The sequence below is a fragment of the Terriglobales bacterium genome, assembly GCA_035691485.1.
GTDB lineage: Bacteria > Acidobacteriota > Terriglobia > Terriglobales > Acidobacteriaceae > JAIQGF01.
In genome coordinates, this window is record DASSIZ010000048.1 from 1 (window position 1) to 15,865 (window position 15,865).

At 61.8% G+C, this 15,865-nt stretch carries 11 protein-coding genes; 7 read left to right on the plus strand and 4 right to left on the minus strand.

Annotation, left to right across the window (positions count from 1 at the left end; genetic code table 11):
• The 6 genes from VFI82_06125 to VFI82_06150 all read left to right on the plus strand — a co-directional run.
• Nucleotides 1–556, plus strand: a 556-nt coding sequence (locus tag VFI82_06125) for a polysaccharide biosynthesis C-terminal domain-containing protein (protein ID HET7184242.1), incomplete at its 5' end; no start/stop codon positions are given.
• Between the two features lie 64 nt (nt 557–620).
• Nucleotides 621–1,385 (plus strand): DUF2334 domain-containing protein, encoded by a 765-nt coding sequence (locus VFI82_06130; protein ID HET7184243.1) that lies wholly within the window; start codon nt 621–623, stop codon nt 1,383–1,385.
• Entirely contained in the window at nt 1,385–2,572 is a 1,188-nt protein-coding gene (locus VFI82_06135) for a glycosyltransferase (protein HET7184244.1), read from the plus strand. Before VFI82_06130 ends, VFI82_06135 begins: the two co-directional genes overlap by 1 nt.
• A 3-nt stretch (nt 2,573–2,575) precedes the next feature.
• Complete coding sequence (locus tag VFI82_06140; GenBank protein HET7184245.1) at nt 2,576–3,817, plus strand: glycosyltransferase family 4 protein; 1,242 nt, start codon at nt 2,576–2,578, stop codon at nt 3,815–3,817.
• A gap of 309 nt (nt 3,818–4,126) precedes the next feature.
• Nucleotides 4,127–5,131 (plus strand): GDP-mannose 4,6-dehydratase, encoded by a 1,005-nt coding sequence (locus VFI82_06145; protein ID HET7184246.1) that lies wholly within the window; start codon nt 4,127–4,129, stop codon nt 5,129–5,131.
• A gap of 20 nt (nt 5,132–5,151) precedes the next feature.
• The gene (locus tag VFI82_06150) at nt 5,152–6,987 is read left to right on the plus strand and encodes a hypothetical protein (GenBank protein ID HET7184247.1); all 1,836 of its coding nucleotides are present in this window, start codon (nt 5,152–5,154) and stop codon (nt 6,985–6,987) included.
• Nucleotides 6,988–7,012: 25 nt separating this feature from the next.
• Here VFI82_06150 and lhgO read toward each other — a convergent pair whose 3' ends face one another.
• On the minus strand, nt 7,013–8,230 hold the full coding sequence (lhgO, locus tag VFI82_06155; GenBank protein ID HET7184248.1) for an L-2-hydroxyglutarate oxidase: 1,218 nt from the start codon (nt 8,228–8,230) through the stop codon (nt 7,013–7,015).
• Between the two features lie 150 nt (nt 8,231–8,380).
• Between lhgO and VFI82_06160 the strand changes: the two genes are divergently transcribed.
• Nucleotides 8,381–8,887, plus strand: coding sequence for an ATP-binding protein (locus tag VFI82_06160; protein ID HET7184249.1), 507 nt, complete (start codon nt 8,381–8,383; stop codon nt 8,885–8,887).
• Here the strand turns inward: VFI82_06160 and VFI82_06165 are convergent.
• The 3 genes from VFI82_06165 to VFI82_06175 form a co-directional block, all read right to left on the minus strand.
• Complete coding sequence (locus tag VFI82_06165) at nt 8,884–13,746, minus strand: hypothetical protein (protein HET7184250.1); 4,863 nt, start codon at nt 13,744–13,746, stop codon at nt 8,884–8,886. The genes VFI82_06160 and VFI82_06165 overlap by 4 nt on opposite strands.
• 242 nt (nt 13,747–13,988) lie before the next feature.
• On the minus strand, nt 13,989–14,738 hold the full coding sequence (locus VFI82_06170; GenBank protein ID HET7184251.1) for an ABC transporter ATP-binding protein: 750 nt from the start codon (nt 14,736–14,738) through the stop codon (nt 13,989–13,991).
• Nucleotides 14,739–14,824: 86 nt separating this feature from the next.
• The coding region (locus VFI82_06175; GenBank protein HET7184252.1) for an efflux RND transporter periplasmic adaptor subunit at nt 14,825–15,865 on the minus strand (1,041 nt) is incomplete at its 5' end.

The window sequence follows — 15,865 nt, forward strand, 5'->3', positions numbered from 1 at the left end:
CCTGGTGGTGTGCCCGATTACGCTTGCGATCCTCGCCTTGGCTCCAGAAGGCTTGCGGCTTTGGCTGGGCGACGCCTTCATGGTTCACAGTACCCTGGTGCTGCGCTGGCTGGCGGTGGGCGTGTTCGTCAGTTGTCTTGCTCATGTTCCGCTGGCGCTGATCCAGGCGGCGGGCCGCCCCGATGTCACCGCCAAGCTGCATATGATCGAATTTCCGCTGTACGTCGCAGGCCTGTGGTGGGCGGTCCGCTCGCATGGAATTGACGGCGCGGCCGTGGCCTGGACCGCTCGCGTTTCTCTCGACGCAATTCTTCTCTTCGTTTTTGCCGCTCGGATGGTCCCGATTCCGGCCGGAGCGCCGTCAAGAATGGCAGCGGGTTCTCTGCTCGCTTTGCTGGCGTTTTACTTTGCCACCCTGCCCGGAACGCTGGTGGCACGCATAGCGTTGGCCTGTGTCATGGGTGCGATATTCGCCGCCAGCACCTGGTATGTGTTTCTTGCTCCCGAGGAGCGCGCGCTGCTGCTCCGTTTTCGACAGTCAGCACCTGTCGAGTGATCCAGGGTAGCTCCCGGTGCGTTTCATAGCACCCGGGAGCATTGCTCCAACTACACGAATTGTCATGTCCGCCATCTACCTGGTGCGCTTCGACGACATCTGTCCGACCATGAATTGGCCGGTGTGGGAGCAGGTCGAGTCGATCCTCGTCGAGCAGGGAATCGCTCCCATCCTGGCCGTGGTGCCGGACAATCGTGACCCCAAGCTGCAAGCCGGTCCTGCTGACGAACGCTTCTGGGATCGCGTCCGTGATTGGCAGGCCCGCGGCTGGACAATCGGAATGCACGGGTATCAGCACGCCTTCGTGACTGCCGATCCGGGTTTGTTGGGCATCCAGGCACGCAGCGAGTTCGCCGGCTTGTCCTATGACCAGCAATTCGGCAAACTTCAAGCCGGGCTGGAGATCTTCCGCCGCGAAAATGTGAAGCCGCAGGTATGGGTCGCACCGGCTCATTCGTTCGACGGCGAAACTCTGCGCGCCCTCGCGAAACTTGGAATCCAGCTCATCAGCGACGGTTTCGCTACCGCTCCTTACCGCGACATACATGCCTTGACCTGGGTGCCGCAGCAGTTCTGGCGTTTCCGCTCGATGCCGTTCGGTGTCTGGACGGTGTGCTATCACGTGAATCCGTGGACGGATCGCCGCCTCAAGCGCTTTGCCTCCGACGTGCTGCGGTTCCGCCCTCGCATAGGCGATTTTCAGTCCGTGGTCGCTGCCTTCAGCAGCCGCAGGGAAAACTTTGGCGATTCAGCTTATGCCGTGCTACATCGTACGGCGCTGAAGTTGAAGCGCCGTATCAACAGGCTTTCGCAGCCGTCCTCTTCCTGATGCCACAACCCATCAGAATCGTCTACGCAATACCGTCGCTCGAGGATGGGGGAGCCGAGCGCCAGCTGCTCGAATTGCTCCGGCGCCTCGACCGGTCGCGATTTGAGCCGTCGCTGGTTCTCCTCGACGGCCGGCGCGCGCAACGCGCCTCGGGGCTGGTTGTTCACGTCTTGGACCTGGCCATGCCGAGCGGCGGGAATGTCCGCTGGTTGCGCCGCTCGCTCTCCTTTTTCACCGCTGTGTGGCGTATGCGCCGGTGCTTCCGGTTGTGGCGCACGGAGATGCTGCATGCATTTCTTCCCGCGCCTACGATTCTTGCGGGAACGGCCGCCAGGATGGCCGGCGTTCCGGTCATTATCGCCGCCCGCCGCTCTCTTTCCGCTCACTATCGTCCGCGCGGTCCGGCCGCGTTGTTCGATCGGCTCGCGACCCGCGCTGCCGACTGGAAGGTCGGCAACAGCAACGCGGTCGCGGAAGATATTTGCCGCGACGGCTGCTCGCCCGCCCGTGTCGTTACCCTCTACAACGGCGTCGATACTGAAAAGTTCCATCCCGGGCGGGCGAGGGATTGGCGCTCGCAAATGGGCTGGTCCGCGGAAAACGTGGTGTTCGGGATGATCGCGAATTTCCGCGCGTGCAAGCGGCACCTCGATTTTGTCGAAGCGTTCGCGCGGGTCTCAACGACGAATCCCAACCTTCGCAGTTTCCTTGCAGGCAATGATTCCGGCACTCTCGCCGCAGTGCGCCGGCGCATCGCGACCCTCGGCTTGCAAAGCGTTTGTCGCATCGTTGAAAATGAGGTACCTCCGGAAACGATGTTCGCGGCGCTGGATGTTTTCGTCAGCGCCTCGGATACGGAAGGCTTTTCCAACGTTGTCTTGGAAGCGATGGCTTCCGGCAGGCCGGTGATTGCGACGGCGGTAGGCGGGAACATGGAAGCTGTGGTGGACGGCGTGAGCGGCATTCTGGTTCCGGCGTGCGCCCCCGATGTGCTGGCAGTTGCCCTTACAAGGTTGGCCGGGGATGCCGGACTGCGCGCCTCGATGGGAGAACAGGGACGCCAGCGTGCGCTTCAATGCTTTTCGATCGACACGATGGTTCGCGCGCATGTTGAGTTCTACCTGCGCGCCATCGCAACCGCTTCCGCGCGCGTCCCCGGCTCCGCCAGGGCCGCCGCCCAGAGTTAGCCTGTGCCCGAACCCTCGAAGTTTGCGATCGCCCGCGTCATTGCACGACTAAATGTCGGCGGACCCGCCATTCAGGCAATTCTAATGACCCAGCTGTTTCGCAGCCGCGGCTTTCGCGCCCTGCTGCTGACCGGCCACGTTGCTCCCGGCGAAAACAGCATGGATTACATGGCGAGTGAAAAAGGGGTCGAGCCGATCCGTATCTCGACCATGTCGCGGCGCATTTCTTTTCTCAATGACATGGTTTCGTTGTGGCGGCTGGTGCGCATCTTCCGTCGCGAGCGGCCGACCGTTGTTCACACTCACACCGCCAAAGCCGGCGCGCTGGGCCGTGTTGCCGCCATGATCACGGGCGTGCCGGTGCGAGTGCACACCTTCCACGGGCACGTCTTTCAAGGCTATTTTTCCCCGCTGCTCACCCGCTTCTTCATTGCGATCGAACGGTTCCTCGCCCGTCACACCGACTGCATCGTCGCGATCAGCGATTCACAACGATACGACCTGGTCGAGCTGTATCGCATTGCGCCTGCCGAAAAGGTCCTGACGCTACCCTTGGGGCTGGATCTGGAAACGTTCTTGCATCACCCGAAGAACGCCGGCGGCCTTCGCTCGTCGCTAGGGGCCACTTCCGGGCCCTTGATCGGCTGGGTGGGCCGTCTGACCGCCATCAAGCAGCCGGAAATGATGATCGACATTGCCGCCATCATCCACAATTCTTGTCCGGCAGCCCGTTTCGTTCTGGTCGGTGATGGTGACGTCCGCAGCGCGTTGCAAGTGCGGATTGCGGAGGCGGGCCTCGGCCAGGTGGTCGAGCTGCTCGGTTGCCGACAAGACATGCCGGCGGTATACGCGGAATTGGACTTGGTGCTGCTGACCTCGCGCAATGAAGGTACGCCGGTCGCTTTGCTGGAGGCAATGGCGTCCGGCAAGGCTTTCGTCGCCACTGATGTAGGCGGAGTTCGTGACTTAGTTTTGGGTTCCGGACGCAAGCATGCCGATGGATTTGAGATCTTCGAGAACGGAATCCTGGCGCCGATAGACCCTCAAGTTCTTTCGCGCGCCGTCCAGTTTCTTATTTCCCAAGCTGAACTTTGTTCCTCTATGGGAGCCGCCGGCCGCGCCTTCGTCTTGCAACGCTTCTCTCACTTGCGCCTGGCCGACGATCTGGAGTGCCTCTATCGTGATCTGGCGCAAGCGAAAGCCTTAATACCTTCGTCGAAAGCCTTGGCGGCGCAACAGCAGTGAGATCGATCCGCATTCGCGCGGGTCCGCATGCCTGCCTCTTTGCCTGCATCGAAATAAGATTATGGTTAAGGCGAATCCAACATCGAAAGAACCGATTGAGTGCATCTATAGTTCATTCACTTCTGGAACGTGTTGACCATGTTGTGCCAAGGTCGTTAAGGTATAAACCTTGAATTTGCAGGATGCAGCTGTTATAACCAAATTTCTGCATGTATTTATGGTTCAATAGTTTCGCGTCCCACGAAGCTGAGGCACATTAATCGCAGCGCCGGTTATGGCTGCATGGGATTCCTGCAAAAGGAGTACTGGATGCGGGCTTTTATAACTGGCGGCGCAGGCTTCATCGGTTCTCATCTCTGCGACGCGCTGATTGCCAAAGGCTTTGACGTAACCATCCTGGATGACCTTTCTACCGGTTCCATCAGCAATATTCGGCACCTGAAGGCGAATCCTCATTTTCACTATGTCATCGACACGGTGATGAATCGCTCCTTGCTGGCGGAGCTGGTCGACGAGTGCGACGTCGTTTTCCACCTTGCGGCTGCCGTCGGGGTGCGCCTGATCGTGGAATCCCCGGTGCGTACACTGAACACCAACGTCCGGGCAACGGAGTTGGTCCTGGAAACCGCGGCGAAGAAGAAGAGAAAAGTTCTCATCACTTCCACCTCCGAAGTCTACGGCAAATCCAACAAGATTCCGTTTCAGGAAGACGACGACCTGGTGATGGGCCCCCCGGTCCGCGGCCGCTGGAGTTACGCCTGTTCTAAGGCCATCGATGAATTTCTGGCCATCGCCTATAACCGCGAACGCAACCTTCCGGTCGTCATTGTGCGTCTGTTTAACACTGTGGGTCCCCGGCAGACCGGCCATTATGGGATGGTACTGCCGCGCTTCGTCCAGCAGGCCCTGTCCGGATTGCCGATCACAGTTTACGGTGACGGCACCCAGACGCGCTGCTTCGGGTGGGTGGGCGATGTTGTCAAGGCGCTTGTCCGGCTGGTCGAGGAGCCCAAAGCGGAAGGCGAGATCTTTAACATCGGTTCCGACGAGGAGGTCAGCATTGCGGAATTGGCCGAAGTCGTCACCGTTGTCACCGGCTCCGAATCCGCAGTCGAGTTCCTGTCCTATGAAGAGGCATACGGCAGCGGTTTCGAGGACATGATGCGCCGGGTCCCGGACTTGTCCAAGATTCACCAGCTGATTGGATACCGACCAACGAAAACCTTGGCCGATATCGTGGCAGCTGTAGCCGAACCGCTGGCCGGTAAGTCGGCTCGCGCACCCGCGGTTTCCAATCTCATTACCGCCGAGTGAGCACTCTGGAGAGACGTTAGATGTTAGAGACGCTGTGGTCGCAGCGTGGGTTTTGGGAGACATTCATTGAAATTCTGAGTGCGTTCGGACTGGCATTTGTCTGTGCTGCTTGCCTGGTGCCGATTACCATCTACCTCTGCCGTAAGAAGGGCTGGGTGGCGCGTCCCCGGGAAGACCGCTGGCATCGGGGTGCCCCCTGCCTGTTCGGCGGAGTGCCGCTGTGGGCCAGCTTTGTCCTGGTGGCAGCGCTGTTCGTGCCCTTCCGAAACGCTGTGGCTTGGCGCGTCATCGGGTTTTCATCCCTGATGTTCCTGGTCGGTCTGCTCGACGACATTTACGGCTTGCGTCCGCGCATGAAATTGCTGGCGCAGATCGCCGCTGCTGCCGCCCTGGCTTCCTCCGGCGTGGTTTACCCGCTTCGCCAGGAGTTCCTGTTCAATTTCATCGTCACCATCGTGTGGATTGTTGGCATGACCAATGCCATCAACCTGCTCGACAACATGGATGGCTTATCCGCCGGCATCGCGCTGATTTCCTCCTTTTATCTTGCCGTCTTCTACTTTCATTCCGGCCTCGTCCAGTCGGTCGTGCTGCTCGCAGTTTTCGGAGGGGCCACCGCCGCCTTCCTCGTTTTCAACGTCAAGCCGGCGCGGATTTTCATGGGAGATACCGGCAGCCTGTTCATCGGCTTTCTCCTGGGTAGCTGCTCGTTGCTCCAGGTTACGCACCTGTCGGGCCTTTCCGCATTCGTCTTTGTTCCAGTGCTGGTTTTCGCCATTCCCCTGTTCGACACTTTTTTTGTTTCCGTGACCCGGCGAATGCGTGGCCAGCCAATCTGTCAGGGTGGAACAGATCACAGTTCTCACCGCCTGGTGAGACTTGGCCTGAATGAGCGCGGTGCGGTCGTGCTGCTGTATGGTTTGTCGGCCATTTCCGGCGGCGTTGCTCTCCTGCTTCATCGCATTACCTACACATACGCGCTCGGCCTGATCGGCGCCTGGTTCCTGTTCCTGCTGGTATTCGGCATCCACTTGTTTCAGCCCAACGAGGAGTACCACTCTCAATCGCATGAACCTGTCGGTCTGGTTCGCCGCGTCTTCAGCCGCGACATCCTTGCCGTAGTGCTCGATCCCGCCGCTGTGTCCCTTGCCTATTACGCGGTTTACCTGTTGCGGTTCGGCCCCGGCTTGGTTTCTGAAACCGCTGCGTTCCTGAAGTCGTGGCCGATTGTGCTGGGCATCAAGTTCGTAGTTCTGGCCGCCTTCGGCATGTACCGGCGCTCCTGGTGGCGCGGCTCACGGCACGATTACTATCGTCTGTTCGAAGCCACGGTGGCCGGTGAACTGCTCGCCGTGTTGGCGCTCACCGGCTTTTATCACTTCGCTGGCTTTTCCCGCCTGGTATTTGCCGCGGACGCAGTGCTCTCCTTCCTGCTTCTGGCGGCGATACGCTCCTCATTTTTCCGCTTTCGCGATCTTGTGCAGGCCCTTACCCCGCGCGATCTCGACCAACGGCGCGTGTTCCTGGTCGGCACTTCGGAGCTTACGCACGCGGCCCTTTCCTACCTCGCGCTTCACAATATCCGCTGCGTGGGACTTATCGACAACAACGGCGGCGGAGACCTGGGCCGGCGGGTGTGGGGAACCAAGGTCCTCGGCCGCGTTGACGACCTCGCTCGTCTCGCCGACAAGCACCAGGTGCGCGAAGTGGTCATTCCGGAGGAGGAGCCCGTTCCCGTGCCGGAGAACGATTTCCACTCCATCTGCTCCCGCGCCAACTTGCGCCTGACCAAGCTCGGGCTGTACAACCCGCTTAGTCCGAATGGGCCCCCACGCGACCAGCCTTCCGGTTACTGAGGCAGCGGATCGGCTTTTTTCCGCCTCAAAGGACTGTCTTCAATCCAGGCGTTGCCATGTCGACGATCTCGCGCCCAATGACTAGCGAGGCCGTGGCCGCCGGCGACGGCACATTGAGCACGTGCACGGCGCGATCACTGGCGGCGAACCGGAAATCGTCGATGAGTTTGCCGCTGCGGTCCACGGCTTGGGCCCGCACCCCGCTGCCGCCGCGAGTGAGATCGGCGGACCGAAGTTCCGGAACCAGTCGCTGCAGCGCCTTCAGGAATGCGTTCTTGCTGAGCGAGCGATAGTACTCCCCAAGGCCAACTCGCCACCATCTTCGCGCCATGCGCCAGAACCCGGGGAACGCCACGGTGTCCGCAAGCTCCCAGACGCTGATGTCGGTCTTGCGATATCCCTCTCGACGCAAAGCTAGAACCGCGTTCGGCCCAGCTTCAATGCTGCCGTCCACCCGGCGCGTCAAGTGAACGCCGAGGAACGGCAAGTCTGGATCCGGGACGGGATAAACAAGCCCCCGCACCAGGTTTCGCCTGCTCGTTGCGATCTCGTAGTACTCCCCGCGGAAGGGCACGATCCGCACGCCCGTTTCCGCGCCTGCCATCCGAGCAATCCGGTCGCTGTAGAGTCCTGCGCAGTTGACCAGGAAGCCCGCCTTGTAGTTGCCGCGCGTGGTCTCGATCACAACCTCTCCGTGATTGCGCGCGATTCCCACCACTTCGGTTCCCGTCAGCACCATCCCATTCTGCGCTGTGACCAGCTCCGCATACTTGCGGGTGACAGCGGCGTAGTCCGTGATTCCCGTGGCGGGCACGAGCAGGGCTCGGATCCCTGCCGCGTGCGGTTCCAGTTCGCGCAGGCGCTCGGGACCGACCATTTCGAGGCCGGCAACGCCATTCGTCTTGCCGCGGCGCTCGAGTTCTTCCAGCCCAGCAAGTTCTCGCTCCCGCGTGGCAACGACAACTTTGCCGCAGACCTCGTGCGCGATGCCGTGCTCGCGGCAGAAGGCAATCATGGCGGCGGCGCCTTCGACGCACAGCTTCGCCTTCTGAGAGCCCGGGCGATAGTAGAGGCCGGAATGGATGACGCCACTGTTGTGGCCGCTCTGGTGTGCCGCGACCGAGGTTTCCTTCTCCAGCACGGCGAGTCGGAGGGCAGGGAAACGGCGCGTAACTTCCAGCGCAGTGGCGAGCCCGACGATTCCGCCGCCGATAATGACGAGGTCGAAGCGGTCTTCAGGCATGGCTCAACGGGCGTACCTAGTGCCGAGTACTTAAGTAGCTGAGTGAAAGCTCCCGACGCCCACTCCAGGCAACTGTCGCACTGAGGTACTGAGGTACTTTACATGGTAAGCGCCGGGATTCGTACATCTGCGTAGGCCGACTTGATTAAGGTGCAAGTCAGGGCTGCGGCGGACATCTCGACGCTGGTGTCGCGGATCGCCTACGAGATTAGGCGCAGCGATCCGGAACGGAACGTTGAGTTCATCGTTGGCCATTGCAACCCGGTACAGGCAGACGCGCGGCTGTTGCGGATCCTGCTGGAGAATCTGCTGCGCAATTCGTGGAAGTACACTTCGGGACACGAGCGGGCCAGGATCGAGTTCGGATGCGTCGAGCATGGCCCCGGACTGGCAGTCTTCATCAGAGACGACGGCGCCGGCTTCGATCCGGCGAGCGCGTCGCACCTGTTCAAGCCGTTCCAGCGGCTGCATGCATCGTCGCAATTTCCCGGTACCGGCGTCGGCCTGGCGACGGTGCAACGCATCGTGCAGCGCCACGGCGGCGAGGTTTGGGCCGAGGGCGCGGTCGAACGCGGCGCGACGTTTTACTTCACCCTTCCGCCAGCGGCCGCCGAAAGCGAATTCTCACGGTCCATCGGAATGAGCGAACGCCGTTAGTTCACCGTCAAAGTGATATTAGCGCTGTGGGAGATGGCCGTCGGGCCGCTGCCGGAGCTGCCGGTGACGACGATGGTGTAAGTGCCGGCGGGCGTGCCTGCTTTCGGTATCGGCGGCGTCGTGGTGCTTCCGCCGCCGCCTCCGCCACAAGCCGCCAGGGAGAGCAGGATTCCCAACAGCAGGACCAGCCCGGTCACGGAGAGAGTTCTTCCGCGGCGCGCTCTCGGCCGCATACCGTTTCCGACAATTCCTATTCCAAAGATGCCGGGCATGGTAAGCCAGAGCGCATAGAGCGGAGCCGGGCGGCGGGTGGCAGGCGGCTGCAGCTGGGCGACGCTGGGCGCCGTGGTCGAAATCGTCAGCGTGCTGGAACCGCCGGGGTTGACCGGATCGACGGAGAACGAACACGTCGCGAGCGCCGGTACGCCGCTGGTGCAGGAGAGGCTGACGGCGCCGTTGAAGCCACCCAGGCCCGCCACCGAGATATTGAACTTGGCGCTGCTGCCGGCCGTCACAATCGCACTCGAGCTGCAGCCGCTGGCGTTGCTGTTGCAGATCGTCGGAGTGCCGAAATCCTGCACTGTAACGTTCGCGCTCTGCGCATGGGTGAGCGAGGTGAGGGAAGCGTCGTTGGTGTTGACCGTCACCGTGTATGTTCCCGCGGGCGTATTGGCCGGGGCCGTAATGGTGACGTTGGTCGAAGCAGATGAAGCCGTCGTCAGGTCAAGCGAGCTGGCAGCCGGGGAGCAGGTCAGGGGAGCAGGCACAACATTGCAACTGACAATGTTCACCTTTCCGGTGTATCCGTTCTGCGCCGTGACCGTGATGCTGGCGGTCGTCGAGTTGAAAGGGACAACCGGCGACGGGACGCCGAGCGCGACGGAGTAGTCCATGACGGAGTAACTGACCGTGGTGGAGGCACTGGCTGCGGTGCTGACGTCAAGCGCATTGGCGGTCACGGTCTGGACTCCCGCGGCAGCGCCGGTGGTGTTAACCGTCAGCGTGGAAGGCATGGTTTGTCCGGTCGTGAGGGTCACGCTGGACGGCGATAAATTGCACGAAGAGCCGGCGGAAGCCGGCAGCACGCAGCTGAGTGCGAGCGTTCCCGCATAGGAGCCTTGCGAACTGATGCTGAGCGGCACGGTGACCGTCTGGCTTGCTTTGAGTGTGGCTGGCGACGCGGTGCCGGCCGAGATTTGAAAAGCCTGCGCGGATGCGCTACTGACAGTGAGCGCCATCGTCGTAGAGTGCAACTGCGACGCCGAACCAATGGTGGAGGTTCCGCGAATGGTCACCGTGTAATTGCCGGTAATAGTTGAAGACGCGGTCGGAATGGTCAGACGCACCATTGCCGATGCCCCCGGCGTAAGGCTCACGACCGCGGGCGAGAAGGTGCATGCGGTGCCGGCGGGCAGTCCCGACGGACAACTGAGGGTGATGTCACCGGTGAACTGACCGAGTGGGCTCACGCTGAAACCGACGTCGGCAGCATCGCCTTGGCCCACCGTAGACGATGGGACAGAGCCGAGGCTGAAATCGACCGAGTGCAGAATGACCGCGGATTGCTGTGTCAGGCCTTTGGGGTCGCTGCCTACGGCGGTGAGCTTGAAACTGAAGTCGCCGACGGCGCCGTTGCCCGCGGTCACGCTGAAATTGCCGTTCGTCGCTGGAGCTGTCACAACCACCGGACTCCCGGAGTTCGGACACGTCGAGGGCAGAGTTCCCGTGCATGTGATGTTGATGGAATCAGAGTAACCGTTGAACGTGGTGATGGCGCCGTTGTAGGTGGCAGTCTGACCCGAGAACGAGAACAGCACCGGGTTGGAAACGGTCATGCTGTAACCCGGCACCGGGCTGATCGGAATCTCCCAAACTCCCCGTCCGTAGGTGGAAGCGCGCAGGCGGAGCGGCGTGGGGTCGCTGGGATTGTTGTAGATCTTCAGCTGCGTGATGACGACGTTGGGCAGCGAGCCTGCTCCCGAAGCGGGGCCAAGTTCGGTCCAGGTACCGTCACCCTTGGAGCTGAAGACGCCGACGTCGGTACCGACATAAACCAGGTTGGCAACGTTGGGGTCGGCAACCACCGCGTCGGCGGGCGCGTCAGGAAGACCGGTCGAATTTGGGTCACCATCGAGCTTGGCCCAGGTGGCGCCGCCGTTCGTGGTCTTAAAGACGTGGCCGACGCCGAACCCCATCACCGTAACATATGCGGTTTGCCCCGAAGCGTCCTTTGGGTCGAGCGCGATGCCGGAGACCGTGTAGTGCTTCGGATTGATGTTGCAAACAGACGGCGTCGATGTGCATGCGGCTGACGTCGCGGGAGTGGAGCCGATGCCCAGGCCGCTGACTTCGGTCCATTTATTCGGATGGGTGCTGATGTCCAGATCGGCCTGCGTCGTCACCCAGACTTGGCCGCCGCACGGCAGATTGTTGGGGCAGACGCCGGATGCGCTGGCGGTGTCGGCAATCCCTTCCATGCCCCCCCAAACCACTTGCGAGCCGCCGCCCGTGCCGGAAGCGGGGGTGATGCCGGGATCGCAAGTTCCATTGCAGGGGCCGCCGGCTGCGATCGTATTCACAAAGTATGGCGTGCTGGCGGAGCAGGTCGCGCCCGCTCCAGTAATGCCGGTATCAAAATTCTGGCTGAGCGGGACGCCTCCGGAATTTGCGACCGACCAGTCGCTGCCGCTGCCGTCGCTGTTGCCGCGCCAAACCCGGCAGGACGCCACCAGCATGCGCCCGGAGGACTGCGGGTCAAGGGTGTAGAAAGTGTAGAAGGAAGAATCGTCGCCGCCAATTTTGTCCTGGGTAACAGCCGATACGAAGCCCTGATAGGTGCACGACGCGCCCGTTGCGCAGCGCTGAATCCCGCCGCCCGAAGTCAGCGGCGCCGGATTCGAGGTGAACCATTCGCTCGCGTTGAACGGATTGATGGCGGTGAAGCCGCCATCACCGTTGTTGACCGACAACCAGTTTCCGCTGGATGGCGAGGCGCTACTTACGGCGGGCGAGCCGTTGTCCTGCGTACCTCCGACCAGGGTGGTCGAATCTGCGGCGGCGTGGGAGAAGCCTACAAACTGGATCATGGAAAACCCAGCCGACGAATTCAGGTTGTCAAATGGGCTGGGCGGCGTTCCAGACGCCGGGCAGTTCCCGCTGGCAAGCGATGAACTCTGCTGCACGCGGTAGATGCCGCCGTCATTGCCGAAAAAAACAGGCGGGCTGAAGCTGGGATGCCCTGCAAAAAATGCGCCGGTCACGTCATTTCCAAGGAAATCGACTCCATGCTCATCGGGGTGAACATGGGCGATGATGCCGGCGGGCGAGCAGCCGTACACGTGCGTGAGGTTGAGAAATGGCGATGCCGCGCACGTCGGATTGCTGACGGGATTCAGCGTGCACTTGTACTCGTTAACCCCGCCGGCATAAAGATCGGTGGCTCCTCCGTTGGGAACGGCCGCAAGTGTGAGGTTGTAGGTGCCCTGCCCCGCCGTACCGTTACCGCAGCCCGCGGAGTCTCCACAGCTATCGATGCCGATCGTCGAAATTTGGGTCCAGCTTTGACCCCCATCCTGGGTTTGAAAGATACCCTGGTCGCTGCCAGTGGAGCTGTAGAACCAGACGTACATCTCATCGCGGCCGGGCACGATCGCCATTTCCGCGCGGTACAGCGGGCAGGAACGGCTGAACGGGGAGGTTGGGCAGTTGGCCAGGGAGACGCCGGAGGGCTGATTTGCGAGCCGCGTCCAATTGGCGCCGTCGGCGGAAGCATAAAAACCGTGATACCGGATGTTGGCGTAAAACTTTTTCTCGACAGAATTGTAGAGAACGGAATTGGCGGAGCCGGGGTCAGGCGCCGCGGTTCCATCCAAAACGCTGGCGCGCGTCCAGGTCAGGCCGGCATCCGTGGAGTAGTAAATGCCCCGCGGACAGGATGGAGCCGACGAAGGGCAACTGCTGTCCGCAGTCTCGGCGCCGACACCAATGCCGGCGCTTGCCGCTGCCGCTGTCGCCACCACAATCATCGGATTGTCGCTGCTAAAGGCGATCCGGGTAAACCCCAAGCCGTGGAAGGACACGGTGCCCGACGCGGGGCAGGCCGGGTTCGATGTGGGACAGGTCGCGCTGCTGATCAGAGACCAGCTGTTCCCAGCGTCGGTCGAGCGCAGGATGCCAAGCCCGTAGTACGAGTCTGCTGCATTGTTCGCTTCGCCGGTCCCAACCAGGACCAGGCTGCTGTTGCCGGGCTGAATGGCGATGGAACCGACGGTAAGCGTCGCCTGGCCGTCGGTAAGCGGCGTCCATGTGACAGGCGCAGTGCAAACACCCTTGGCATCGCAGGCGCGTGGCGCGCTTACCGCATTGGTGGTCTTCCAAACACCGCCGGACGCGCCGCCGATATAGACGGTGTTTCCGGAGGTATCGCCTTGGTCTACGACGACGGCGGTGACGCGGCCGACCACGGGTCCGTAATTCTGCTGGTTATCGTTGAACGCCCCGCTGGCAGTCGGCGCAGGGCCCAGAAAATTCCAGGGCGGACTGCCGGCCGGGGCCGTCACAAATTCCGGACGCGGTGCGGCTGCGCTCGTGCCGCTGGCGCTTTGCGTGATTCGGGCTTGCGGGAGCGCCCGCATGCGCCGGTTGTTCAGCTTCTGGTCATAGGCGTGATGCAGCTGCTCGGCCCCCGGCTTGCCGTCCACCGTCCGCCCGCGCATAAACCAACGGGCGCGCTCTCGCGGGCGATCACGCTGGCTTTCCGACGGATTATCGGCCGAAATCTTGGCGCCCTGGGCGAGGGCAAACGAAGTCGAAAAAATAAGAACGAAGAAAGGCAGGGATAGCCTGGCGGCAAATCTCATAATTCCCAGCATTCATCAGCTTTGGAGGAAGCGGTCAAAGTATGTTGCCGGCCAGGAACTCTGTCAATAAGCCGAAAGGCCCATGGCCATGGCAGACGGCGGCGCACACAAGAAGCACGGTGTTTGCTCGCGCGCAACTACCATGGTTTAGGGAAGGGCACGGATTCAGCCGTGCCGCAATGCGGGCTTTAGCCCCTGAGGTTAACAATGCTATTGCGGTTAGATTGTTGGTGAGACAACTTCTAGTCTTCCAGCACGGGCATGTGTTGCAGCACTTCGCCCGCCCGGGGACGGTTGGAGAGCACTTCATCACGCCGGATCTTGCCGTCGCGGAAGACCAGATTGCGCTTGGCAAATTGGGCGATGTCAGGTTCGTGCGTCACCAGCACGATGGTCAGGCCGCGCTCTTCGTTCAGACGCTGGAAGATGTCCATGATCTCCACCGCGGTGCGGCTATCGAGATTGCCGGTGGGCTCGTCGGCGAGCAGTATGGTGGGCTGATTGACCAGTGCCCGCGCAATCGCGACGCGCTGCTGCTGTCCGCCGGAGAGCTGCGAGGGAAAGTGGTCAGCTCGGTCGGAAAGTCCCACCTGGGCCAGGGCGGCGAGCGCGCGGCGCGTGCCTTCCTCGCGCGGGATGCGGGCGTAGTGAGTCGGCAACTCGACGTTTTCCATCGCCGTGGTGCGCGACAGCAGATTGAATCCCTGGAAGACAAAACCGATCTGGCGGTTGCGGATGGCGGCCAGCTCGCGCTTGCTGAAGCTGGAGACGTCGGTGCCCTCCAGTAAATAGCGGCCGCTGCTGGGCCGGTCGAGGCAGCCGAGGATGTTCATGAACGTGGACTTGCCGCCCCCGCTGGCGCCCATGACGGCGACGAACTCGCCGGCAGCGATGTCCACTGAAACGCCGCGCAGGGCGTGCACCCGCGCTTCGCCCAGGTCGTAGTACTTGTGCACATCCTCAACGTGAATGACGGGGGCCGCTGCCGGCATTTTTGGCGTCTTCGATGTCGATGATTGGGCAGTGGTTTCCACGGAAACTTAAAGCGTCACTCTAGACTTTACCGGACTTGCGAAGATCACCGTCCCGGGGGCCGGCCCCCCATGCCGGGAGCGGCGCCGCCCCGCGCGGCGTTCTTGCTGGCGCCGATGATGACCTCGTCTCCTTCCTTAAGATCACCATGCAGCACTTGCACCACTTCAGTGACGGTGTGGTCGGTGATGCCGGTGCGCACCTGCACCGGCTTCAGCGTCTTGTCCGGCAATTGCTTCCAGACAATGCCGATGTCGGCGGGAGCGTTCTCCCGCATTTTGACCCCACCACCGGGCATTTCGCCGCCCTGGCCCGCGCGATTCGCGCCGCTGCCACTCATACGCTGAGCGCCCTGGGGACCGCTCGGCTGCGGCCGTGTGCCGGTTTGAGCGGGAGCCTGGCCTTGAATGCCCGCCGCCTGGCCGTTGGTTTCGGTTCGCCGGCGTCCACCAGCGGCCTCAATACCGTTTTCCTTCAGAACGGCACGAAGCTCGTCGGGTTTCATGTCCGGCGTATATCGCAGCGCGCCGTTGGGAACTTTCTCGACGTCATGCGCGCTTGCCACCGGGATGGTGACATAGGCGGTCATGCCCGGGAAAAGTTTGAGCTCGGGATTGTCGAAATCTATGATCGTGTCGTAGGTCACCACGTTCTGCACCGTGGTCGGGTTCATGCGAATCTGCGACACCATTCCATTAAAGGTCTCGCGCGGGAAAGCGTCCACCTTGAACGACACTTTCTGGCCGACGCGGATCTGCCCCACGTCGCTCTCGTCGGTCTTGGTATACACCTGCATTTTGGTGAGGTCTTGGGCGATGGTGAACAGCGTCGGGGCCTGCAGCGAGGCGGCCACGGTCTGGCCGACGTCGATGGCGCGATTGACCACGGTGCCGTCGATCGGCGCGTAAATGTAAGTGTGATCGAGATTGGTTTGCGCGACCTCGACCGCAGCCTTGCGCTGCGCAACCTGGGCGACGGCCTGCGTCACTTGCGCGTCGGCGGCGGAAACGGCCGCCACCGCCGAATCGTAATTTGCCTTGGCAAGATCGAGTTGCTGCTGGCTCAATACGCCCTGGCGGGCAAGCCC